A 22,778-nucleotide genomic window follows, 5' to 3' on the forward strand; every position below is an offset into this window, starting at 1 on the left:
TGTATTCCCCCTGAGTTGTGATTCATTACAAGTTGCGGTTAATGAGGGAAAGAGTATGTTTAAATGCTTCCATCTGGTCTTCGGATATACCTTCAGCAAGTTCTTTATTCATTTCTCTTTCAATCGGAACGAGGATATCATTTAACGCTTTGCCTTCCGTGGTGAGATATAACAGATAGGCTCTGCGATCCTGTTCGCTGGTCCGGCGTTCTACCCAGCCTTTTTTCTCAAGCAGATCAATAATCCGCGCAGTGGTGGGTTGGTCTTTGAAGACACGTGCAGCGAGCTCCTTCTGATTCACACCTTCACCGCGGTCAACATTAAAGAGAACAGAAAATTGCTCTGTCGTAATATCATAAGGTTTGAATCGTGTCGCAAGTAAAGCTACTGCTTTACGGTGTGTGAAACCCAGCATGAATCCAACAGATTGTTCCAGTGTATAGTCCATGTGATTGCTAGACCTCGCTTCCATAATAAAATGTCCCAATTAATTAGTTGTTACAACAACTATATGTCAAACAAGTATTTTTGTCAAAATGGAATATTCTCATATCGAACTTACGTGTGCGCTGTGCAATGATCCGAAAATACTGTTAGAATAGGGATGAAACCGCTTTTATAGGATCGATGTCTAGCGTGCTTGAAGAATGGAGAAAACTAATCTGCTCTAACTAATGTTGGAGATGACCAAGGAGAGCTGTGTATGCTAAAGAATATACCCGCAATAATACCTCCAGAGTTACTCAAAATCATGTCCGAAATGGGTCATGGAGACGAGTTGGTTCTGGCGGATGGCAATTTCCCCGCAGCCAGTCATGCCAAGCGACTGGTACGTTGTGATGCACTGGGAGTCGTTGAACTGCTGGATGCCATCCTGCAATTATATCCACTGGATACCTATGCTGAGCGTCCCGCTGCTGTCATGCAGGTTGTGAAAGGGGATCAGGTGATCCCGATCATATGGGAAGACTACCGCCGGTTGATTGAAGAATATGAAGGCATCACGGATGCTTTTGATCATGAAGAGCGATTTGATTTTTATAAACGCGCTTCGAATGCCTATGTGATTGTTGCAACTGGTGAGCGAGCGCAATATGGAAATCTTATTTTGAAGAAAGGTGTCATTTTCCCCGATGCTGATCCTGGTCAGGAACAGCAGAATGCTGAATCGAACTGAATAATTACGGCGACGGAGCAGTGGATGCTTTGGTCGCCTTTTTTATTTTTGCCAATACGAAGTAAATATAACAAAACGTACAGAATTGGCATGGACTAGATAAGCAGGATGCAATCTGGAAACGCGCATGAACGAATGTCAGCTCACTGCTCAAGATACTACAAACTTTGATGCAGATGATGAATGGGGAAAAGGGAAGGACTGTTTTACAATTGAAAGAAATACAAAGGGGGAGACGATGGTCTCCATCCCAGAGGAGTTGAGTGAAATGCAACACCGAATCAGACAAGCGGATCTCCCTGATTGTAACGAAGTGGGACAATTGTTTAATGAATACAGGATGTTCTACAACCAAAATGCTGATATTGAGGCAGCACGTCAGTATATTAGAGAACGAGTGGAAGGCCATGAATCGGTGATTTTGGTAGCAGAAACAGATGTGGAAAGTGATCATGGGACAGATAAAAGCAACGTTATGTCACTCTCCAATGGCTTAATCTGTACTGGATTTGTTCAACTATATCCCAGTTTTAGTTCGGTATCGATGGGGCCTGTCTGGGTGCTTAATGATCTATATGTGCATACGGATTATCGAAAGCAAGGCATTGCCAGGAAGCTCTTGCAAGCAGCCAAGCAATTGGCATCTGAGCGAGGAGTTCTTCGTATATCACTCTCAACTGAGTTAAGTAACAAACAAGCGCAAGCTTTATATGAATCCGAAGGATATGCACAGGATACCAAATTCATGTATTATGAACTTAATGTATAAGAGGTTGCTCGAAAAGACTCACTATATGAATGAATGGCACACTCGTGTCGTCGGCAACAAGGGAGGGGAGTCGCAACATGATGCAGTGGATTGCCATGATCACGATGTTAATTGATCATATAGGGGCTGTCTTTTTTCCACATATTATAGAGTTGAGGATCATAGGTCGTATCGCTTTTCCAATCTATGCTTTTGCAGTGTATGTCGGTTATAAACATACACGAGACGTACAAAAATACATATGGCGGCTGTTCTGGATCGCGATCATATCACAGGTGCCGTTCATGGCTGCGTTTAATCATTATTCTCTGAACGTGGTATGGACATTGTGGTCAGCCCTGTTGGTATTATTCGTTATTGATAAATTGCCATCCAAACTACTGGCGATTCCGATTGTAATTGGAGCAGGTTGGTTCATGGAAATTAGCCAAATGGATTACGGGATGTACGGGTTGTTATTGGTTCTGTTATTCCGCTATTTCCAGGGTCCTGTACTTGTCGTAGCACATGTCGTGTTAAATGGACTATATCTTCTGCTGCATAACAGCTCTGTGCAAATGTATAGTGTGCTGGCAACCGCCGGCATTGCTATTGCTCAGTATTACCAGGCGGGATTCCGTATGAAGGGGCCACGTTGGGTCTGGCGTTATTTCTATCCAGCTCATCTTGCCATCATTGCAATTATCCGATGGGTCTAAAAGAATGACCTAAAAATGCGAAGAAAAGAAGCCATCTTATCGTCAGTGAATGACGATAGATGGCTTCTCTTTGTGTGACCTTATTTATTAATTAAATGTTAATGATAAAGTGAACTTACTCCATCGCTTTAGAAGTGCCGTTATGGCGCCGGATTGCAGACGGGAAATATCCAATCTGAACGGCGTAGTCTAACATGGCGGAGATGAAGCGATCATCTGTTTTTGCACATGAGATACCGGCAGGTTCCACATAAGCCGTGGTGACAGGGCAAGCATAGACATATGCTGAATCCTTCGCACCGTCGCCTTCAAGCTGTGCAATAGCCAACTGAAGAGCTTCCGGCTCTTTGCTGATGCTCGCATCGAACAACCAACGTGTGTAATCGGCGAAAGGTAGCGTTTCGACTTCGTAACCAGCCCGATTCACAGAACGGATCAGCTCATCATAACGGATGGGCTCCGGATTACAGATGTGGAATACACGACCGGCGGTATCCTGACGTAAGGCCAGATGAACGATAGCTTCACTTGCATAGTTGATCGGTGTAAAATCAACCATCCAGTCAGCCGCAGGAGCCTTGCCGAGCAATAACATTGCTTTGATCATACGATAAAAGGCGTTGCTATCAATATTGGACTGGAAGCGTCCAGTTTCGGAGTGGCAAGTGAGATTACCTGCACGATAGATGCTGACAGGCACACCTTTCTCGGCGGCAATCATGAGCACTTTCTCGGCTTCAAGCTTGCTGTCCGAATACAGGTTGTCCACATGCAAGTCAGCCGGGAACCGATCATATTGCAGGGAAGATTCCCATTGTCCGCTGAGTGCCAGATCTTCCGGAATACCCATCGTGGATACATGGTGGAAGGAAGCACCTGGTTTGCTGCGAATCAAGTCTAGCAATGCGACCGTTCCTTCCACGTTTGTTTTAGCGAACTGATCGGCATCGCCAAAATGACGTACGTCTGCAGCGCAGTGGATGACACGATCAATTCGATCCTGAACATAAGCCCTTTGTTCAGCGGAAAGACCGAGATTAGGTTGTTCGAGATCCCCTTCAATAATCTCCACACGAGTGGAGAGATGGTCAGTCAGTTGTTTGCCGAAATATCCTTCCAGCACGTTAGTCAAACGTTCCATTGCAGTTATTCCATTGGAAGGTCGACGAACAAGGGTGTAGATCCGTGTACTGGAATTCAGAATTAACTGTTGCAGCACATGAGAGCCCAGATAACCAGTTGCTCCAGTCAGTAACACATGCTCAGGTTCACGAATGAGCGGATACCCCAACTGGGGCGTTAGCTCCACAGGGTGTTCGGATAATTGTGTAATCATACCGTCGGTCACCACTGAATCCGTAACTACTGCTGCACTGAGAGACAATACTTCCACACGACGAGCGAGAGCACGGACTGTTTTCTCGGCAAAGAAGTCGGCAATGTTCAGTTGCGGATAATGTGGCTTCAGAATAACCAGTACATGAATAACCCGGAGTGAATCCCCACCGATATTGAAGAAGCTGTCTTCGACACCGAAGTCATCGTGCTGAAGGATTTCTTTCCATGCGTCCAAGATAATGGATTCCGTCTCCGTCTCAGGCATGACCCGGTCAGGGCGATCTTCATGTCGTTCCACATGAGGCAGGGATACCATCGCTTTGCGATTGATTTTTCCAGTCGGTGCAATCGGCATTTCATCCAGCTGACAGATCCACTTTGGTACAAAATAAGAAGGAAGTTTCTCCGTCAGTTCTGCCTTGATGTCCGTAACAGAGAGGGTACTGCCATCTTTCGATGTAAAGTAACCAACCAGCATATTTTGTCCATCGGATTCTTTCTTCGGAATGACCGCAACGTTCTGGATCTGATCAAGCCGTGCAAAGTGATCTTCAATCTCCCCGATCTCAATCCGGTGACCACGAATTTTCAGCTGAGAGTCACTGCGACCAACATATTCCAGCAACCCGGTATCCAGCAATTTGGCAATATCGCCAGACTTGTAGATTTTCTCACCTATCGCAAACGGGTTCTCAATGAATGCTTGCTCTGTACGTTCTGGCTGATTCAGGTAACCTTTGGCCAATGCAGGGGTAGCAATATATACCTCACCAGGTACACCTGCCGGACAGAGCTGTTGTTCTTCATTCACAATGTATACTTTGTAGTTATGAATCGGTTTACCGATAGGGATGCTCACCACATGTTCGGGAACCTGCTCACTGATGCGGTGAGTAGTTGTGGCTACTGTACATTCGGTAGGTCCGTACACATTAACAATATCAATCTGGTTTCCGAATTTGCGCTGGAAGGCACGAACCTGTTCACCATATAACGCTTCTCCGGCTACAGTAATGATTCTGACTTTGGCCAGCTTGTGGAAACCTTCATCGGATAAGTAGGAAGCAAGCTGATTGAAGAAAATCGTAGGCAGTATCGTAATGATGGTTGTTCCTGTCCGTTCAATTGCACTTGCGAATTCTTCAACGGATACACGTTCTTCCGCAGACAACAGATATAATTCTGCTCCATAGAACAAGGCGCCAATGGTATCCCACACGGATGCATCAAAGCTGTATGTAGCAAACTGGGTTAATACATCACCTGGTTGAATGTCACAATCACGCTGAACCACACTGCCAAGATTGGTTACACCTCGGTGGGCAATCAGTGCACCTTTGGGTTTACCGGTCGACCCTGACGTGTAGATAATATACGCAAGATCATCCGGCTGAATATCCAGATTGGGATTACTTGCTGCAAATCCGGCTAAACGACCATCCACAGCGAGAATCTGACGGACCGTAGCTATACTGGAGAACAAGCTGGAAGCTTGGGCATAAGAAGCCTCCGTTGTCAGCACGAAGGAGGATGCCGTATCTTCCACGATATAACTGTTACGTTCTTGTGGATGCTCAGGGTCGATCGGAACATACGCACCACCTGCCTTCAGAATACCAAGCAGGGAGATGATCGTCTCCAGACTTCGATCCATAAAGATACTCACGAATTCACCTTTCTGCAATCCATTGGATAACAGAACACGTGCAACCTGATTAGCTCGTTCATTCAATTCCCTGTACGTATAACTTTTGGATGGCGATGTTATCGCCGGTGAATCTGGATATGCCGCTGCCGTTGCTTCGAACCAGCCATGAACCGTTTGATTCTCTGGTTCGAGAACAGAAGTATCATTCATTTCACGGTAAAGCAATCGATCTGAGGCGGAAAGAATATCTACCGTACCGATTGCTTTCTCACCGTCACGCACGAGGGCGAGTAGAAGAGTCTGATAATATTCTGCATATCTCAGCACGGTAGACTCTTTTAACAGTGAACTATCATAGAACAGATCGAGGATGAGCATGTTCTGATCATCTCGAACGTTCCAGTTTAATATTTGAGGAGCTTGAGGCAACTGTACACTATTCAGCATAAAAAACGATTCAGGGTATCCACCGTTTTGCAACGTGTATTCAATCTTGAGCTGCTCTGAAACTTGATGACATAGTTGGCTGAAGGTCAATTTCCCCTGAATCTGTAATGAAAGATAGGAAGCTGCCTGATCGGGGGAAAGTATACCTATGGCAAGTTCCTGTTCAGCTGACAATCGGAATAACAAGGCTGCATAAGCTGAGAGTAGTACCGGGTACACCATCTGTTCTCCATACTTCTGTTTAAGTTCACGGCTCAGAGAAGCATGTAATGTGATTTGAGCAGACTGATAAGAGAATGATTGTTGACGTCGCCCAAAATCCAGTGGAATCTGCAGAACTGGCAAGCTAGATTCCATGGAATGGGAAGAAGATGGTTGGTTTTCAATCACTTCAGTTATTCCTCCTTGGTTCAAACCGAATGTTTGTGGATTTGAATTATTGTTTGCTTACATTGAAATGAGAGATCAATTCTTGGAGTTCCTCAGACATGCTGTTAAGGCGTGTGGAGGAGTCTACCAGTGTAATCAAAGATGCTTTTTGCTCATCAACAGATGAGGAAATTTGTTCACTGCTGTTTGCTGTCTTGCTTACGCTTGAAGACAAGTCGTCCGCTGTAGCGGTCATTTCCTCCGTACCCGCAGAGATTTCTTCTGTCGCGCTTGATACTTCCTGAATCTGATTAGATACTTTTTTCGCTGCTTCTAAAATATCTTCGAACAGTTGTCCTGTTTGATCGGCTACGCTGAGTCCTGTATCTACTTCTGACGTACCTTGTTCCATTGCACGTACAGCTTGTTTAATTCCAGCTTGAATCTCTTGGATCAATACGCCAACCTGGCTGGTTGCTTGTTCAGACTGCTCGGCAAGTTTGCGTACTTCACCTGCAACAACTGCAAATCCTCTTCCTTCTTCACCAACACGAGCTGCTTCAATGGAAGCATTAAGAGCAAGCAAGTTGGTCTGGCTGGAGATACCCGAGATGATATTGAGAATATCGCCGATTTCCTGTGAACGACTCTCCAGAACCTCAATGGCAGAAGCGGTATTCTTAACCGATTCCGTAATCAGATTCATCTGTTCAGACACCTGACGGACAACACTGTTACCTTGTTGCGAACGACGTTCCATCTCATAGGCTTCATCCGCTACACTTGCCGAGCTGCTGGCAATCGTCTGGATCACGGTAGCCATCTCTGACATGGCACGTGCACTATCCCGGGTTGCCTGTTCCTGTGAACGAATGTTGGAAGTGATTTGAGTTACATTATTATTGATAGAATCTGCATTCTCACTGTTGCGCTCGGAAACTTCATATAGCTCTTTGGCAGACTGATTTACTTCTTGTGACGTGATTTGCACTTTAACGATAGTATCGTTGATTTTGCGAACCATGGTGTTGAACTTCTCGTTAACGAGTCCCAGATCGTCTTTGCCTGTCGGAATGTTGACATTCAAATTACCCCGACTTACGTCATCAATTCCTTTGATCAAGTGACGGATAGGGGAAAGTGTGTTTTTAACTACAAGGTATTGGATAATCAGGAATAACAGCAAGAAGGCTACAAGGATGATAATTCCGTTTTTGAGCAAGGAGTTTAGTCCCGCAGGTACGGCTGATGCATCTGCATCAACGGCAAAATATGAGAAAATCTTTCCGTTGCTGTCTTTGATTGGATATGCAATGGTTGTCCATGTTCCGAAATCATCGGAATAAAATGTTGTGAATGTTGGGCGATCCGTATTAAGCATTTCTTTCAGTGCATTGGCTACAACGACCGGCTGCTCATACATGTCACCAATATTTACGTTCTCACTTTGAAAAGCCTCTCTTAGGTTGGTTGGCATCGCTACAAGGGAAGTTAATCTCTTGTTATCGCCACCGAGCTCAACACCGAAGATGTAGGCTTGTGCAATGTTAGGATAATATTCTTGCATCTCATCGAAATACGCTCGTAATTTCGTTTGTGTTGCTCCATCATAGCTACCTTCCGTAATAGCAGCTTGTACCTCGGCAGGATTGATATCTTCAGCCCATTTTTTGGTAATTTGTTCCACCTGTCCATGCAGTTGATCAACAAGAACTGTTTTTTGAAAATAGTAACTGCTTGCGATAAGTGCTACCCCGATGATAACGATATTAGTAAATGAGAGTAACAAATTTTTGGAGAAAAACGACATGCTTTTCCAACTTAATGATTTCACTAAATTCCACTCCTGATCTTCTTTAAATTAAGAAACTTTAGGGTTGCATTGGTACAGTGAACTAGATCATTCCGTGATCCCCTCCAAAGGAAATTTATGCGACCATGGTCTTGGTTTATCAGTCGCTTTCGTAGAGACTTATGTACCGTATGAACCATAGGTGTCTAATTATTAAAACACATCTATAATTAATATGTCGTATAAAATGTCGTTAAATTGAATAGTATCGTTAAATTTTTTTTAATATTTTACGTATTTATGGACATATCAGATGGTTTATAGGTATTTAGAACTGTTTATTTTTAAATTTCCCATTTTTTAGCTTCATTCTGTATTCTATAACATGGTGGGTAAAAATACATCCTTCAACAAAACAAAAATATGATGGCAGAGATGCAACAGAAGGCACGGATATACATCGGAAGCGGTTTTATCTATAATAACTACATATGCATTTCTCAAATTATGAGCAGCGGGGGTTTATAGATGAATCTTAAACAGATAGCAGCAGAGCGTGCGGCAGAATATGTTGAAGATGGAATGAAGGTTGGATTGGGTACAGGTTCAACAGCTTATTATGCCATCTGCCGGATCGGTGAGCGGGTACGTGATGGATTGAACATTCAAGCGGTTGCCACTTCAGAGGCTTCAGACAAGCTTGCCCGTGAATGGGGGATTCCCATCGTCCCATTTGACCAGATTGGACGTCTGGATCTGACCATTGATGGTGCTGATGAAGTTGATCCCGAATTTAACCTGATTAAAGGGGGGGGCGGGGCTCTTTTGCGTGAGAAAATCGTGGCGGCCAATAGTGACAAATTGATTATTGTAGCGGATGGCAGCAAAGCCGTGCAAAAGTTGGGGAAATTCCCGCTTCCAGTTGAGGTGGTTCCATTTGCTTCTGAGTGGACCTTCCAGGCGCTCGAAAAATTGGGGTGTCAACCACAGTGGCGGATGGATGGACAGCAACGTTATCTGACAGACAACGGAAACCTGATAGCAGATTGCCACTTGGAGGCGATTGATCACGCTGCGGACCTTAATGTTCAATTGAATATGTTACCAGGTGTTGTTGATAACGGACTATTTGTGGATATGGCTAGTACAGTCATTCTTGCCAATGCGGATGGAAGTATCGAAGAGCTTCATCGTTCTTAATATGGAAGAGGGTGATTTTCATCGTATGAAAGAACTGCCAATCGTTGATGGTGAACTTGTACTCAGGTGTGTGGAGAAACAGGATCTGAAAGAACTCTATGAATTGATCTACAGTGATGACGTACCTGAATGGAAGCAATGGGATGCACCCTATTACCCACTTAAACACGAAAGTTATGAAAGTTTTGAACAAGGTATGCTCAAACGTATGGACGTAGATCCAGGCGATTCCAGACCCGTATCAATCCGTATTATTGAATCCGACAGACAAATTGTGGGTACAATCAGCTATTACATAGAAGATGAGTTATCCATGTGGCTGGAAATGGGGATTGTAATATACAGATCTGTCGAGTGGGGACGCGGGGTTGGCACACGCTCACTTGTCATGTGGTCAAGTCATTTGTTCGAACAGATGCCTTTGGTTCGGGTTGGATTGACTACTTGGTCTGGTAATGAACGTATGATGCGTGCGGCTGTGAAAGCCGGATTACAGGTGGAGGGGCGAATGCGGAAGTGTCGTATCGTTCGCGGACAGTACTATGATTCAATTCGTATGGGGATGCTCCGTGAGGAGTGGGAGCAGAAGCTGGCCCCTCATACGAGCCGAAATGTAAACAACTGATGGAGGATTATTGAAATGCTGAACACGGAGGACAACCGGGAACTGTCTTTACAATTATTCGTGGTTCTTGTTCGGGCCTACAATTCTGTGACCTCACGTTCCAATCGGGACATTCAGAGTCACGGACTGAATACGACAGAATTTGGTGTGCTTGATTTGTTATATCATAAGGGACCACAGGCATTGCAAAAGATTGGTGAAAAGGTGTTAATGTCTAGTGGTAATATTACGTATGTTGTAGATAAGTTGCAAAATAAAAATCTGCTGTTTCGTCGACCATCCAAGGAAGATCGGCGTGTCATTTACGCTGAGTTAACCGAGGAAGGAAGAGAATTGTTCACACAGATATTTCCTCAACACCATCAGGTCATCATTGATGCTTTGGAAGGACTTGACCCTTCCGAGAAAGTAGCTGCGATTAAGATGTTGAAGAAGCTGGGACTGGCGGCAGAAGGGAAAACTGACTTGCGTTCATAACGCAGGTCAGTTTTTTTTGTGGATCTTGAAAAGTACAGGTATATACTGGCTGACTGACTTGCAAGGCCCTCCATAATATAGGAAGATTGTTCTATACATTCATCGTGTGTAAAACATGATTATCGAAAGTTCATGTATAATGGAACATAACGATTAAGAGCGGAATGGATGGATTGGATCAAGTAGAAGAACCTATCCCGATTGCAAGTTAGCTAACATCAATCTCATTCTGGATTAGTCACGAATGAAGATTGAGTGTGATGCGGGTATGAGGAGGGGTGCATCTATGAGTCATCAAGAAGCAGGAGAACGTTTGCTCCAAGAATCTGCGAACTTAGCTGATAAAATAACGGAGAAACAGTATCTCAGACAGCCCGATTTACTTGAGCGATTTGGCGAGAATGGAAAAATGCGAACCAAACAGGATTCGGAGTATAGCTTGAACTATTTGGCAGAAAGTACGCTCGTACAGAGTCCAGGTCTGTTTACTCATTATATTGCCTGGCTGAAAGTTCTACTTGAGGGTTATAAGGTATCACCAGAAGACCTGGCGATTAATCTCAATCTGATCAAAGAGACATTGGAAGAAGAATTTGACCATCCGTCAAAGGCACTTCTGCTCGAGTATCTGGAGATGGGAATATATAGAACAACACATATGGAGTCACAAGCGGGTTACATCAACGAATCCATGCCATATGGAGATGCCGCGCAATCGTACTTACAGTGCTTGCTTGAGAATAAACGGAAAGAAGCCTTTGAGATCATTGAAGCCCAGTTAGAAGCCGGGGTGACAATTCGAGATATTTATCGATATATCTTTCAGCCCACCCAATATGAAATTGGACGATTGTGGCAATGCCATCGTATCAGTGTGGGGCAAGAACACTTTTGTACGGCAACGACCCAGTCATTCATATCACGTCTTTATTCCCGCTGGCTGATTCATACGGGTCAGGATAAAAAACTAGTGGCTACCTGTGTAGGCAGTGAGCAACATGAGATCGGACTGCGTATGCTCACAGATGTGTTCGAGATGGAAGGTTGGGATACGCACTATCTGGGAGCCAATGTTCCCAATGGAAGTGTCATAGAGGCTATAGAGCGGCATCAGGGCGATGTTGTTGCGATTTCAGTTACGATGACGTATCACCTTCATCTGGCCAAAGAGTTGATTCATCTGATCCGTCATCATCCGGCAACGGCACATGTGAAGATTATGGTGGGGGGATATCCCTTTAATATTGATCAGGAGTTGTGGAAAACGATAGGAGCTGACGGTTATGCTCCAGGAGCCGATGAAGCGATAGCGGTTGCAGAACAATTACTGTCTCAGCCAGTTACATGTAATTATCTTGATATGGTTAGGGATTAGGAGAGGGATGTTGTGATGTCTAATGAGAGCGGAGAGATACAGAGGCTACGCAGAACGATTAAGCAGTTATCAGATCAGATGATCCGGAGTAAAGAGCAAGAGGAACGGATACTTACGGAATTCTCGGATATGAATAATGAACTGGTGACACTCCAGCGTCTGCTTGCAAAGAACAATAACAGTCTTGAAGCTGCACGTCAGCAAGCAGTAGACGCAGGTGATTCAAAAATCGCATTTATTGCAGGCATCAGTCATGATTTTCGTACGCCATTAAATGGCATATTGGGGATGGCTGAGATGCTGAAGCTGTCTCCATTGTCTGAAGAACAGGAGAATTCCGTTTCCGTTATACAGGATGCTACCAAACTGTTGCTTAAGCTGATTGAGGATCTTCTGGATCTGTCCAAACTTGAGGCGGGTCAGATGCGACTTGAACTGGGAGAAGTGGATCTGCAAGAGACGATAAACTATATTGTTCGTTTGCTCGAACCCCAAGTCAGAAAGAACGGAAATCAGTTATCGATAGACTGTGACCCCAGAATCTCTACCCTTCTTGAAGGGGATTCAACGAGGATTACACAGATACTGATCAATCTAATTCAGAATGCGAACAAATTCACATCAGAAGGTACAGTGCGGATACGAGTCGCCCTTATGAAAGATGATGAGATTACACAAATGATCCGATTTGAAGTCGAAGACACGGGGATTGGTATCTCGGAAGAAGATCAGAACCAGTTATTTCAACCCTACGTGCAGACTGAACGAGGACGCTCAAGTGAGTATGGAGGAACGGGCCTTGGATTATCGATCTGCAAGTCGCTCGTTACACTGATGGAAGGTCAGATTGGAGTAGACAGTCAGGAGGGTGAAGGATCAACATTCTGGTTCGAACTTACACTTGGTAAGAAAGACGGTAACCAGTCTGTTGCTTCCGCTCAAGAGCATCAGGGGCAGGATATGGATGATGAAGCTCCTTCTGTATCTGTATTGCTGGCCGATGATAATGTCATCAACCGGCAGCTTGTTATGTTGCAGCTCAAAAAACTGGGAATAACCCAAGTGGACGCTGTAGTGAATGGGGAAGAGGCAATAGCTGCTTTTCTCAGCAAAAAATACAGTTTGATTCTCATGGATTATATGATGCCAGTGATGGACGGTTTGGAGGCAACACGCAAAATCCGCTCGATAGAAATGGATGAAATGCGCCATACCACACCAATCATTGCAATGACAGGTAATGTCATGCAGGGAGAGAAAGACAAGTGTATGGAAGCCGGGATGAATGACTTTATTGGCAAACCCTTCACGCTGGAAATTTTGAGTAAGATGATCGAGAAGTGGCAGCAATCCTCCGAACCGACCGAGGTACTAAATATGAGCATCGTACATGAGATTGCGGAATTAAACACCGATGGCGATCGTACACTCCTTGGTATGTTGTTGGACATGTATCGTACCGATACACCTGGCAAGATTGAGGTGCTGCGCAGACATATTGTGTCCGGTGACCATGTTGCTGCAACCGAGGTAGCCCATGATCTGAAATCAGGGAGTTTGAGCCTAGGGATTCGTTATTTATCAACTTTGTTTGCTCAGATAGAGCAGTTCGCGAAGGAAGGTCAATCACGGAAAGCAGAACCTTTGCTGGATGCTTTGTTACCCGCCTATCAAGCAGCATGTGCAGCACTGCAACGAGTAAGTAAAGATTGAATATATCTTAATAAGGAAAGAGGGTAGGGCTCGTTCATGTTATTCTACGTACTTGCAGTACTGGTACTGATCGTTCTTGCACTTCTGTGGACAGGAGGGCTTTATTTTTTCAAAACGGCCATTCGCCGTACGCCAAAAACGTTTTTGGTAGATAATCCAAATCTGATGCCTGAACCGGACAATGAAATCATTAGCAGTGCTTCTGACCTGAAGTGGCTGGATGCTCAGCCTACAGAAGAGATATCTCTTCAATCACATGATGGATTAAAACTGTATGGTACATGGCTCGGTTCCAATAAAGGGTCGAATCAGACGGTTATTCTGGCACATGGTTATTCGGGGAGAGGCAGAGAAATGGCTGGATTCGCCCGGTTTTATGCGGAAAAGCATGGTTATAACGTACTCATGCCAGATGATCGAGGTCATGGACAGAGTGAAGGTGATATCATTGGTTTTGGTTGGTTAGATCGGAAGGATTATGTCCAGTGGACCAACTGGGTGCTTGAAAAAGTGGGTACACAAGGGGAAATCATATTGCACGGCATATCCATGGGAGGAGCAACCGTACTGATGACAGGTGGTGAAGTTCTGCCGATTCAGGTTAAAGCGATTGTATCTGATTGTGCGTATACATCCGTGGAAGAAGAACTGACGTTCCAGTTGAAGCAATTATACAAGCTACCTGCATTTCCGTTTATACCTGTCACAAGTCTGATCTCCCGGTGGAAAGCAGGGTATTCCTTTAGAGAGGCTTCTGCTCTCAAGCAGCTTGCCAAAGTTAACATTCCCGTGTTATTCATCCACGGAGAGGCTGATACGTTTGTACCAACGGAAATGGTGTACAGGTTGTATGAAGCCTGCCCAACCAAAAAGGAATTGCTGACCGTCCCCCGTGCCGGTCATGGCACAGCGTTTCAAGTCGATCGCACCGGATATGAGGCGGCACTGGAATCCTTTATGAAGAAAAATCTGTCACCTGCTTTTAATTGATTTTTTTGTGACAATCTGGGTATTAAGTAGAAGATGCAAATCATTTACTAAACGATGGGGGTATCTTGATGGGAAACGAACAATTTGAGGCTGCACGAAAAGCAGAGGAAGGTTATCATTCCAATTTCTATCAGAATAATGAATTATTCGCCTCTGGTACCTGGATGTCGAGGCCCGTGCCTATGGTGATGGATATGCTGGAACGCTTACTTGCTCACAAGGAGGAGTTGCGTGTCCTCGATCTGGGATGCGGAGTGGGGAGGCATACGATACCGATTGCACAGCGCCTTGTAAAAACGAAGAGTGAAGTCATCGGTGTGGATTTACTGGATGAGGCCGTAGACGGACTTCGCAAGTATGCGAAAGAATATCAGGTTGATCATATCGTGCAGGCAGTGAAAGCAGATGTTGAACATTATGCTGTGGAACCAAACTATTTTGACTATATCGCTGCTTGTTCTTGTCTGGAACATGTCTCAAATAAGCAAGCCTTCATGGAAGCGATAGACCGGTTACAGGCCGGAACTCGTACAGGGGGCATTCATTGTATTACGATGAGTACCAATGTGGAGGAGAAAGAAATCAATACAGGCAAGGAGATTAAACCATTAATTGAACTGAACCTGCCCACAGCCGAGGCGATTGCTATACTGGAGGATGCCTACAAAGGCTGGAATATTCTGCTTCAGGAACACGTTACACAGACGATTGAAGAGGAAAAGTATGATGAACCGACACAATTTCGTTGTGAACTGCTTCGTTTCGCTGTGCAAAAGCAATAAATTCTCTGCCGGGACCTGACAATGGACCCGGCAATCTTAATGTGTGGTCGGAAGGGAGATGGTTAAGGATGAATACATATGTAATAGGGATGGATGGAGGAGGGAGCCACACGCGTGTGGCTGTCGCAGATCAGAACGGGAAGATTTTATCCTATGTGCAAAAGAATGGTTGCAACCGTTATCACGATACCAATGCTGAGCAAAATGTGCTGGAGGGTATCGGAGCTGAATCGGCACACGACTTGAACTTTTAGAGGCTAACGACTACAATACGATAACGGAAACAAGCAAGGTATAGGAGGAATCAAGGTGTTAATTAATCTGAAATCACGCATACAGGAGCCGGAAGTACAGGAACTATTGTCCTACTCGGTTTTTCCTGATCCGGATCACTTGAACCGTGCGTTGCAACAATATGTAGAGAAAGACGAATTGCAAATGGGCGGTTACGAAGATGAGGGACAATTGATCGGTCTGATTGGATATGAGAAGACAGGAACAAGTGAGGTTACCATTCATCATATCTCGGTTTTGCCTGAAAACCGCTTTAAAAATTATGGACGTGGTATGATCTCACAACTGTTGGCAACATACAATCCCGATAGACTGATTGCGGAGACCGAGTTGGAAGCCGTCGAGTTTTATCGGAATACGGGGTTTGTGGTATATAGTCTGGGTGAATTATACCCAGGTGTGGAGCGATTCCGTTGTGTGCTTGAAAAAGAGGAAGATACGGACGAAGAGTAGCACAGAGACCTTTTATTACTTTAAGAAATATATGGATTATCATCAGTACAGGATGTTGGATTTGGCAATGAGCTGAGTCGGACGTCCTGTTTTTTTGTCGTTTTCATCTAAAAAGCAGGAAAAAAGTATTGCTTTGTAAGATTGTTTCATTATAGAATAGTTTCACAGAAGAATAGTTCGTTAAGTGAACTATATAGATTTGGGAAAGGAGAATGAAGAATGAGTACACCGGATGCAAAAAGTTTGGTGAACCGCTATTTGGATGCTTCCTTTATGGTCAATAAGCGGTTTGATACGCGGATACGCGAACAAGTGGGGCAGACCATAACGACCGATCAGTTCTGCGCACTTCGTCTGATTGAAGAGAAACCTTTCTGCACGCCCTCTGATCTTGCAGAGCTTCTGTGTATAGGTAAGAGTAGCATTACCGCTTTGGTCAACAAGCTGGTGGATCGCGATCTGGTCCATCGGGCCGGGGATGAACGTGACCGCCGCGTTGTATATCTGACACTGACGGATACCGGACGACAGGTATACAGGGAAACAGAACAGGAAATACAGCAGATTCTGGAGCCGTATCTGGTTCATTTTAAACCGGAAGAAGTCCGAATTTTCATTGAATCTTTTGAGAAGCTTGCAGCTTTGCTATCGCATGAAGGAGGACGGGAGAACGAATGAGAACGATACTAAAAGCAAGATGGTGGTTAATGGGGCTATGGGTTGTTGTAGCTGCCGTGTTGATGTTTACCGCCCCTAACATGAGTGAACTGATTCGGGAAAAGGGACAGTTTTCGGTTCCGGAAGGGTACTCTTCCACCCAGGCAGCAGCGATTCTGAATGAAGCTGCAGCACAAAAAGGAGAACAACAGGGGAGCCAGATCGCCCTTGTATTCTATAATCCCGATGGGCTGGGCACCACGGGGAAACAAGAGGCAGAGAAGGCCGTTAAGCAATTGGAGGCCGACAAGGAGAAGCTCGGTATTCTGTCCATTCTGGAACCTTTCTCTCAGCCTGAACTGTCCGAGAAGATGATCTCAGCTGACGGAAAAACGATTCTAACATCGCTATCCATTGATCAGGGAGATCGTACGGTCAAGGAAATGCGGGAAGACCTGAATGAAGCATTGAAGTCCGTCAATGTGGAGCACTACATAACCGGTAAAGGTCTGATTGATGAGGACACCATTGAAAGTTCCCAAGAGGGGCTTAAGAAATCGGAATATATTACCGTTGTCTTTATTTTACTCATTCTGTTCTTGGTCTTCCGTTCGTTTGTAGCTCCGTTTGTACCGCTACTGACGGTGGGGATCAGTTACATTGTATCGCAACAGATTGTTGCATTTCTGGTGGATGGGATGGACTTCCCGATATCCACGTTTACACAGATCTTTATGGTCGCCGTCATGTTTGGGATTGGTACGGATTACTGCATCCTGTTGATCAGTCGGTTCAAGGAAGAACTGGCTCATCATGAGAATACGTGGGATGCCATCATTGCGACCTATCGTACTGCCGGTAAAACGGTACTCTTCTCAGCACTAGCTGTGCTGGTTGGATTCATTGCGATCGGATTTGCCCAGTTTATGTTGTACCGTTCTGCGGTTGCCGTAGCTGTAGGTATTGCAGTGATGATGCTTGCCTTGGTGACCATCGTGCCATTCTTCATGGCGGTGTTAGGCAAGAAGTTATTCTGGCCGTCGAAGGGTTCACTTGAACATGCCGAGAGCAAGATCTATGGTGCAGCTGGTCGCTTTTCACTAAAACGTCCATGGGCTGCGCTGCTCATCGTTGCAGCTGTCTGTGTGCCTCTTCTGGCAACCTACGATGGCAAACTGTCGTTCAACAGTCTCGATGAGATTGGCGAGAAATATGATTCCGTAAAAGCATTTAACATTATCTCTGACAGCTTCGGTCCGGGTGAATCACTGCCGGGTCAGATCGTCATCCAGAACGATGAAGAGATGGATAATGCAAAGTATATGGCCGTTGCCGAGAAAATTAGCCGGGAAGTAGAGAAAGTAGCCGGAGTCTCTGGTGTCCGTAGTATGACACGACCTACGGGTGATGAGATTAAAGATTTTGAAGTTACACAGCAAGTGGGAACATTATCGGATGGACTGGGTGAAGGCAAGACGGGTCTGGACAAAATCCGTGATGGACTGAGTGAAGCCAGCAGTCAGCTAAGTAAAAATGAACCACAGTTAAAAGAAGCTGCTGATGGAGCAGGTGAACTTACCAAAGGAACCTCCCAGTTGCAATCGGGTATCACGCAACTCAGTGAGGGACTAGGGCAGATTGAAAAAGGTATTCGTGATGGTTCCGCAGGTGCGGGTGATCTGAAAGCCGGACTTCAGCAAGCCAAAACGAGTGCAGATCAGCTTGCGCAGGCGAACAATCAGTTGCTTGAAGCCTATCGTCAGGCGGGAGCAGGGGTCGCTGCACTGGGGGATGGGACCCGCGAACTGGAACAACAGCTGAACGGGGTTTCAACAGCTCTAACCAGTCTGTCCGAATCCTTCACAGCACTTGAAGAGCGTTATCCTGAATTGCAGCAAGATGCTGATTACCAGCGTATCAAAGGTACGATTGGAGAAACAGGTTCTGGCACAGCGCAGCTTGCTCAAGGTTTGGGTCAGATTAAGACCAAACTTGGGGAAGCCGCTGCTGGAATTAATCAGGCCAATGAAGGGTTTGCCTCCGCAGCAGCCGGACAAAAGGCGCTTGCCGATGGCCTGGGCCAGATTGTAACGGGAATCGGTCAGTTGCAATCCGGTCTCAAACAGGCTGCGGATGGTCAGGGTAAAGTGATTAGTGAAATTCCTTCCATTCAGGATGGACTTGGCCAGCTTCAGGGTGGTCAGGAGAAAATTCAGCAAGGCTTCTCGGATCTGAGTGGTCAGCTGACACAACTGACAGATGGCTTGAATCAAAGTGTCGATGGTATTAAACAGGTATCCGGTGGACTGGATTCAGCGCAGGACTACCTGACGCAATTGCAAAATTCACCAGATTCCGATCTGGCAGGCTGGTACGTTCCTGAAGAAGCACTGAACAGCAAAGACTTCACACAGGTATTTGATACGTATCTGTCTGAAGATCGGAAAACGATGACGATTGATGTTATTCTCGCCGAAAATCCATACGGAACAGAAGCCATTGATCGTGTTCCTGACATTGAGGCGGCAGTACATCGCGCGGTACAAGGCAGTACACTTGAAAAAGCAGATATCGCCATAGGTGGCGTTACCAGCACGTTTGCAGATTTGCAGGAGATCTCGAATAACGACTATACACGTACTGTAATGCTGATGCTGGCAGGCACATTTATTATTCTGGTCGTACTGCTTCGCTCGGTCATTATGCCATTGTATCTGATTGTTTCCTTATTACTGGCTTATTTCACATCGATGGCGTTAACCGAAGTGATCTTTGTTAATATCCTCGGATTCGCAGGCATTAGCTGGGTTACTCCGTTCTTCGGATTTGTTATGCTGATTGCACTTGGTGTGGATTATAGCATCTTCCTGATGGACCGTTTCAATGAGAACAAAGGTATGAAAGTACAGGATGCGATGTTGTACGCGATGAAAAACATGGGCACCGTTATTCTATCTGCCGCAGTCATTCTGAGCGGTACATTTGCTGCGATGTATCCATCCGGTGTTCTCTCGATGATGCAGATTGCCACAGTAGTCCTTAGCGGACTGATCTTGTACTCTCTGCTGTTCCTGCCATTCTTCGTCCCAGTGATGGTGAAGATGTTTGGCCGGGCCAACTGGTGGCCGTTCCCGAACAAGGAACAATCAGATTCCGTTGATTCGGATCGGACCATAGGCATGTAATGCATTGCAATGAATCAGGCTCTGCCGCGTTATGCGGCAGGGCTTTTTTCTTTTTTTTACCTCTACAGAAGAAGAAATATGGTTTTATGCAAAAGAAAGGTGCATGCCTAAGGACACCATCCCGCGCCTTGTCTTGCCACCCATCATAAGATATAGAGCAGTTCATTATTGTTCAGAGAAATCACAGCAGAGAGGGGCGACGGGATGGTATATCGATATGTGGCTATAGGAGATTCATTAACGGTAGGTACAGGAGCGTTGCTGGGCACCGGCTTTGTTCCTTTATATCGGCGAATGGCAGAAATGAATGTTCGTACGTTTGTATCCATGGAAAATATGGGCGTGAATGGACTGACGTCGGGGGAAATGTTGCAGATGATCTCTTCGCATCCCCGAGTGCGGCAATCGCTCCGTGAAGCGGATATCATTACCATATCCATTGGCGGGAATGATCTGATTCGTACGTTCAAAGCAAGTAATGGCATTCCAAATGCCAGCAAAATGACACAGGTGCTCGGAGAAACCCGCAGTAATGTATCCCAGATCATGCGGCACATTCGGCAGTTAAAGGGCAACCATGAGTATATGGTCCGATCCATCGGATTGTACAACCCGTATCCACAAGCGACGGAAGCTGCGTACTGGGTGCGCCAATATAATTCGTTTCTGAATGGAGCGGGATCAGGCAACTATGCGTGTGCTCAGGTGTATGACAGGTTTGAAGGTCGTGAACGTGAACTGTTGTTCTGGGACAGAGTGCATCCCAATGCAAGAGGGTATCGTGTCATTGCGGAGCAGCTTAATCGGACGGGATATTATCCGTTCTCTTGATCACTTTGGAACAGAACTAGACCAAGCGATGGACTTCCTTTAAGATAAATAAAAGACAGTTCCATTTTGTGAGATAAAGGGGTTAATTTTTGGTGCAAAACATCGATTCTGGTTCCCTCCATCCTTCAGAGCAGCAGCGTATATCCGAAGTGTTGGCCTTATATGGTTTTACATCGGATTGGAAAGGCGAGCGGGGAAAGGGTGGGATGAATAATTCTACTTACATGCTCCATGTAGACGGGACTAATTACGTCATGAGACAATATGAAACACATAATGATCCGATGAAAATCACCTTTGAACACGAGGTGCTGGAAGCCCTCCAACGTTCGAACTTTAAGCTTGATACACCTTCACTTGTAAGGCGTTTATCTGGTGAGAGAGGTACATTCCTTCCTGTAAAAGATACCCTGACAGGTCATACCAAAATCGTGACTCTGTTTCATTATAGGGAAGGCGTCAATCCCATCTGGCATACACCAGATCAATTGATAGGGCTCGGTAAAGCGGCGGGGGCCCTGTCTTATGTTATGGCTACGCTGGATATACCACTTGAACCTGTGTATCCACCATATTATCGAATTCAGGATGCGTATCCGCTCTGTTCACCAGAACGATTATTACAGCTATGCACATCGCCGCCGGAGCAATTGGCCTCATGTGCAAATGAGTTGAAGCAACTGAGAGATGCGCTGCCAGATCTGTTTGAAGCCCTGCGGGGAATGGAACATCTGCCGCATCAATTGGTTCATGGGGACGTGAATGCCTCGAATGTATTGGTAGATCAGCAGGATGGTGAAATCTGTGCCATTTTGGATTTTGAATTTACGACATGGGATTTGCGGGTAATGGAGCTGGCTGTTCCGATGTCTGACCTCCTTACCATGGACAAGAGTGAAGATTGGATGTGGCAGGCACAGGAGGGACTGATCAGGGGATTTCGGGAACAGGTCAGCCTGAAACCGGAAGAGTTGCTGGCCATACCACGATTGATTTTGCTGCGTAGTCTGGATGTGGTCATGCATTTCATCAGTCGGATGTTCGAGGGTACAGATGAGCCGGAAGTGGCTGTGGAGCAGATTGTGAAGCTGAAACAGCGGATCGACTGGATGCATCTCCATGAAGAACGACTGCGTGAGATATTGGTGTATTAATATCGCTGTTAAGAATAAAGTGCACTGGTTCTGCTCATACGAGGGCAGAGATCAGTGCACTTTTATTAGTTAGAAAAATGATATGTGAAGATTACAGTGTATAGCGGATGACATTACAATCCACGTTTGCGGAACCAACTGCGGACAGCCCAGCGGCGCTCCTGACGTTTTTTGTATTTGGGCAACGAACGATAAACGTTTAACGATTGCTCGTAAGCCTGCTTCGCGTCTGCATTGCGTCCGAGGGAACGGTGAACCGAGCCGAGCAGATAATAAGCTTCACTGGAAGAGGAATGAATCTCCTGAAACTGATGCACATAATCCAGCGCTTTGTCTTCATGCGTATCTTTGAAAGCTCCAGCAAGGGTTAGGTACGGGCGTCCGTACTTGACTCTGGGGTTGATCTCGAGGGCTTGCAAAATATGACGTTCGCCTTTTTCGATGTTGCCCAAATGAAGCTCAGTTGTCCCTAATGCCTCCCAGTACTCAGCTGATTGTTCGTATGGGCGCTCCAGTTCAAGCAATAAGGCATGTGCCTCACTGTAACGCTTGCGCTCAATTAACAGGCGAGCCAGTTCCAGCTTGGAAGAAACTTCATTAGGACTCATGGCAAGCTGTTGCCGAAGCCGTGAGATGTTACGTATACGTTTGAGAGGTTTCGTGAAGCTTGGGAACACCCCAACGTATCGACGATCCAGGAAATACAGTATAACGAGTAAAATGAGGATGGCAATGAACGGATTACCTACAATCCGCCATAGAAGACCAAAGATAAGAAATTTAATAAGCACAGGTTCAACTCCA

20 protein-coding genes are annotated in these 22,778 nt (G+C 45.5%); 16 read left to right on the forward strand and 4 right to left on the reverse strand.

What is annotated here, in order from left to right; all coding sequences use genetic code 11:
- Positions 1-25: 25 nt before the first annotated feature.
- Positions 26-472 carry a MarR family transcriptional regulator gene (locus MHH25_RS10925; protein ID WP_340019984.1) on the reverse strand — a complete coding sequence of 149 codons (447 nt, stop codon included), beginning with the start codon at positions 470-472 and terminating at the stop codon, positions 26-28.
- Between the two features lie 231 nt (positions 473-703).
- On the opposite strand from MHH25_RS10925, the gene MHH25_RS10930 reads away from it, so the two are divergent.
- From MHH25_RS10930 to MHH25_RS10940, 3 genes are all read left to right on the forward strand, one after another.
- Positions 704-1,177, forward strand: a complete 474-nt coding sequence (locus MHH25_RS10930; RefSeq protein ID WP_340019985.1) for an RbsD/FucU domain-containing protein — start codon at positions 704-706, stop codon at positions 1,175-1,177.
- Positions 1,178-1,445: 268 nt separating this feature from the next.
- A complete protein-coding gene (locus MHH25_RS10935) occupies positions 1,446-1,946 on the forward strand; it encodes a GNAT family N-acetyltransferase (protein ID WP_340020487.1) in 501 nt (166 codons plus the stop codon).
- Between the two features lie 77 nt (positions 1,947-2,023).
- Positions 2,024-2,644, forward strand: a complete 621-nt coding sequence (locus MHH25_RS10940; RefSeq protein WP_340019986.1) for a TraX family protein — start codon at positions 2,024-2,026, stop codon at positions 2,642-2,644.
- 115 nt (positions 2,645-2,759) lie between these two features.
- On the opposite strand, the gene MHH25_RS10945 is transcribed toward MHH25_RS10940, so the two are convergent.
- Positions 2,760-6,467 carry an amino acid adenylation domain-containing protein gene (locus MHH25_RS10945; protein WP_340019987.1) on the reverse strand — a complete coding sequence of 1,236 codons (3,708 nt, stop codon included), beginning with the start codon at positions 6,465-6,467 and terminating at the stop codon, positions 2,760-2,762.
- A gap of 46 nt (positions 6,468-6,513) precedes the next feature.
- Positions 6,514-8,256: a methyl-accepting chemotaxis protein gene (locus MHH25_RS10950; RefSeq protein ID WP_237176430.1), complete on the reverse strand. Its 1,743-nt coding sequence runs from the start codon at positions 8,254-8,256 to the stop codon at positions 6,514-6,516.
- Positions 8,257-8,766: 510 nt separating this feature from the next.
- Between MHH25_RS10950 and rpiA the strand changes: the two genes are divergently transcribed.
- The 13 genes from rpiA (at position 8,767) to MHH25_RS11015 (ending at position 21,974) form a co-directional block, all read left to right on the forward strand.
- Entirely contained in the window at positions 8,767-9,438 is a 672-nt protein-coding gene (gene rpiA, locus MHH25_RS10955; RefSeq protein ID WP_047842431.1) for a ribose-5-phosphate isomerase RpiA, read from the forward strand.
- Between the two features lie 25 nt (positions 9,439-9,463).
- On the forward strand, positions 9,464-10,063 hold the full coding sequence (locus MHH25_RS10960) for a GNAT family protein (RefSeq protein WP_076318719.1): 600 nt from the start codon (positions 9,464-9,466) through the stop codon (positions 10,061-10,063).
- A 15-nt stretch (positions 10,064-10,078) separates the two neighbouring features.
- Entirely contained in the window at positions 10,079-10,540 is a 462-nt protein-coding gene (locus tag MHH25_RS10965; RefSeq protein ID WP_036670259.1) for a MarR family transcriptional regulator, read from the forward strand.
- 286 nt (positions 10,541-10,826) lie between these two features.
- Entirely contained in the window at positions 10,827-11,915 is a 1,089-nt protein-coding gene (locus MHH25_RS10970; protein ID WP_076318470.1) for a cobalamin-dependent protein, read from the forward strand.
- A gap of 15 nt (positions 11,916-11,930) precedes the next feature.
- Positions 11,931-13,628, forward strand: coding sequence for an ATP-binding protein (locus tag MHH25_RS10975; RefSeq protein ID WP_076326897.1), 1,698 nt, complete (start codon positions 11,931-11,933; stop codon positions 13,626-13,628).
- Between the two features lie 36 nt (positions 13,629-13,664).
- The gene (locus MHH25_RS10980) at positions 13,665-14,618 is read left to right on the forward strand and encodes an alpha/beta hydrolase (protein WP_340019988.1); all 954 of its coding nucleotides are present in this window, start codon (positions 13,665-13,667) and stop codon (positions 14,616-14,618) included.
- A gap of 68 nt (positions 14,619-14,686) precedes the next feature.
- On the forward strand, positions 14,687-15,400 hold the full coding sequence (locus MHH25_RS10985; RefSeq protein WP_340019989.1) for a methyltransferase domain-containing protein: 714 nt from the start codon (positions 14,687-14,689) through the stop codon (positions 15,398-15,400).
- A gap of 68 nt (positions 15,401-15,468) precedes the next feature.
- Positions 15,469-15,654: a hypothetical protein gene (locus MHH25_RS10990; protein WP_211081698.1), complete on the forward strand. Its 186-nt coding sequence runs from the start codon at positions 15,469-15,471 to the stop codon at positions 15,652-15,654.
- 55 nt (positions 15,655-15,709) lie between these two features.
- Positions 15,710-16,147, forward strand: a complete 438-nt coding sequence (locus tag MHH25_RS10995) for a GNAT family N-acetyltransferase (protein WP_036609514.1) — start codon at positions 15,710-15,712, stop codon at positions 16,145-16,147.
- Positions 16,148-16,366: 219 nt separating this feature from the next.
- Positions 16,367-16,825: a MarR family transcriptional regulator gene (locus tag MHH25_RS11000; RefSeq protein ID WP_036609512.1), complete on the forward strand. Its 459-nt coding sequence runs from the start codon at positions 16,367-16,369 to the stop codon at positions 16,823-16,825.
- Positions 16,822-19,989, forward strand: a complete 3,168-nt coding sequence (locus MHH25_RS11005) for an MMPL family transporter (protein WP_340019991.1) — start codon at positions 16,822-16,824, stop codon at positions 19,987-19,989. The genes MHH25_RS11000 and MHH25_RS11005 overlap by 4 nt, the downstream gene beginning before the upstream one ends.
- 204 nt (positions 19,990-20,193) lie before the next feature.
- Positions 20,194-20,820 (forward strand): GDSL-type esterase/lipase family protein, encoded by a 627-nt coding sequence (locus MHH25_RS11010; RefSeq protein WP_017689264.1) that lies wholly within the window; start codon positions 20,194-20,196, stop codon positions 20,818-20,820.
- 92 nt (positions 20,821-20,912) lie between these two features.
- Positions 20,913-21,974 carry a phosphotransferase gene (locus MHH25_RS11015; RefSeq protein ID WP_340019992.1) on the forward strand — a complete coding sequence of 354 codons (1,062 nt, stop codon included), beginning with the start codon at positions 20,913-20,915 and terminating at the stop codon, positions 21,972-21,974.
- 113 nt (positions 21,975-22,087) lie between these two features.
- Here MHH25_RS11015 and MHH25_RS11020 read toward each other — a convergent pair whose 3' ends face one another.
- Positions 22,088-22,765, reverse strand: a complete 678-nt coding sequence (locus tag MHH25_RS11020; RefSeq protein WP_340019994.1) for a tetratricopeptide repeat protein — start codon at positions 22,763-22,765, stop codon at positions 22,088-22,090.
- Positions 22,766-22,778 lie beyond the last annotated feature (13 nt).

The sequence above is a fragment of the Paenibacillus sp. FSL H3-0457 genome, assembly GCF_037981725.1.
GTDB lineage: Bacteria > Bacillota > Bacilli > Paenibacillales > Paenibacillaceae > Paenibacillus > Paenibacillus amylolyticus.

Excerpts from the sequence above, each read along its gene's own strand:
- MHH25_RS10925 (WP_340019984.1), bottom strand. The coding sequence starts at position 472 with ATGGAAGCGAGGTCTAGCAATCACATGGACTATACACTGGAACAATCT.
- MHH25_RS10930 (WP_340019985.1), top strand. The coding sequence starts at position 704 with ATGCTAAAGAATATACCCGCAATAATACCTCCAGAGTTACTCAAAATC.
- MHH25_RS10935 (WP_340020487.1), top strand. The coding sequence starts at position 1,446 with ATGCAACACCGAATCAGACAAGCGGATCTCCCTGATTGTAACGAAGTG.
- MHH25_RS10940 (WP_340019986.1), top strand. The coding sequence starts at position 2,024 with ATGATGCAGTGGATTGCCATGATCACGATGTTAATTGATCATATAGGG.
- MHH25_RS10950 (WP_237176430.1), bottom strand. The coding sequence starts at position 8,256 with ATGTCGTTTTTCTCCAAAAATTTGTTACTCTCATTTACTAATATCGTT.
- rpiA (WP_047842431.1), top strand. The coding sequence starts at position 8,767 with ATGAATCTTAAACAGATAGCAGCAGAGCGTGCGGCAGAATATGTTGAA.
- MHH25_RS10960 (WP_076318719.1), top strand. The coding sequence starts at position 9,464 with ATGAAAGAACTGCCAATCGTTGATGGTGAACTTGTACTCAGGTGTGTG.
- MHH25_RS10965 (WP_036670259.1), top strand. The coding sequence starts at position 10,079 with ATGCTGAACACGGAGGACAACCGGGAACTGTCTTTACAATTATTCGTG.
- MHH25_RS10970 (WP_076318470.1), top strand. The coding sequence starts at position 10,827 with ATGAGTCATCAAGAAGCAGGAGAACGTTTGCTCCAAGAATCTGCGAAC.
- MHH25_RS10975 (WP_076326897.1), top strand. The coding sequence starts at position 11,931 with ATGTCTAATGAGAGCGGAGAGATACAGAGGCTACGCAGAACGATTAAG.
- MHH25_RS10980 (WP_340019988.1), top strand. The coding sequence starts at position 13,665 with ATGTTATTCTACGTACTTGCAGTACTGGTACTGATCGTTCTTGCACTT.
- MHH25_RS10985 (WP_340019989.1), top strand. The coding sequence starts at position 14,687 with ATGGGAAACGAACAATTTGAGGCTGCACGAAAAGCAGAGGAAGGTTAT.
- MHH25_RS10990 (WP_211081698.1), top strand. The coding sequence starts at position 15,469 with ATGAATACATATGTAATAGGGATGGATGGAGGAGGGAGCCACACGCGT.
- MHH25_RS11000 (WP_036609512.1), top strand. The coding sequence starts at position 16,367 with ATGAGTACACCGGATGCAAAAAGTTTGGTGAACCGCTATTTGGATGCT.
- MHH25_RS11005 (WP_340019991.1), top strand. The coding sequence starts at position 16,822 with ATGAGAACGATACTAAAAGCAAGATGGTGGTTAATGGGGCTATGGGTT.
- MHH25_RS11010 (WP_017689264.1), top strand. The coding sequence starts at position 20,194 with ATGGTATATCGATATGTGGCTATAGGAGATTCATTAACGGTAGGTACA.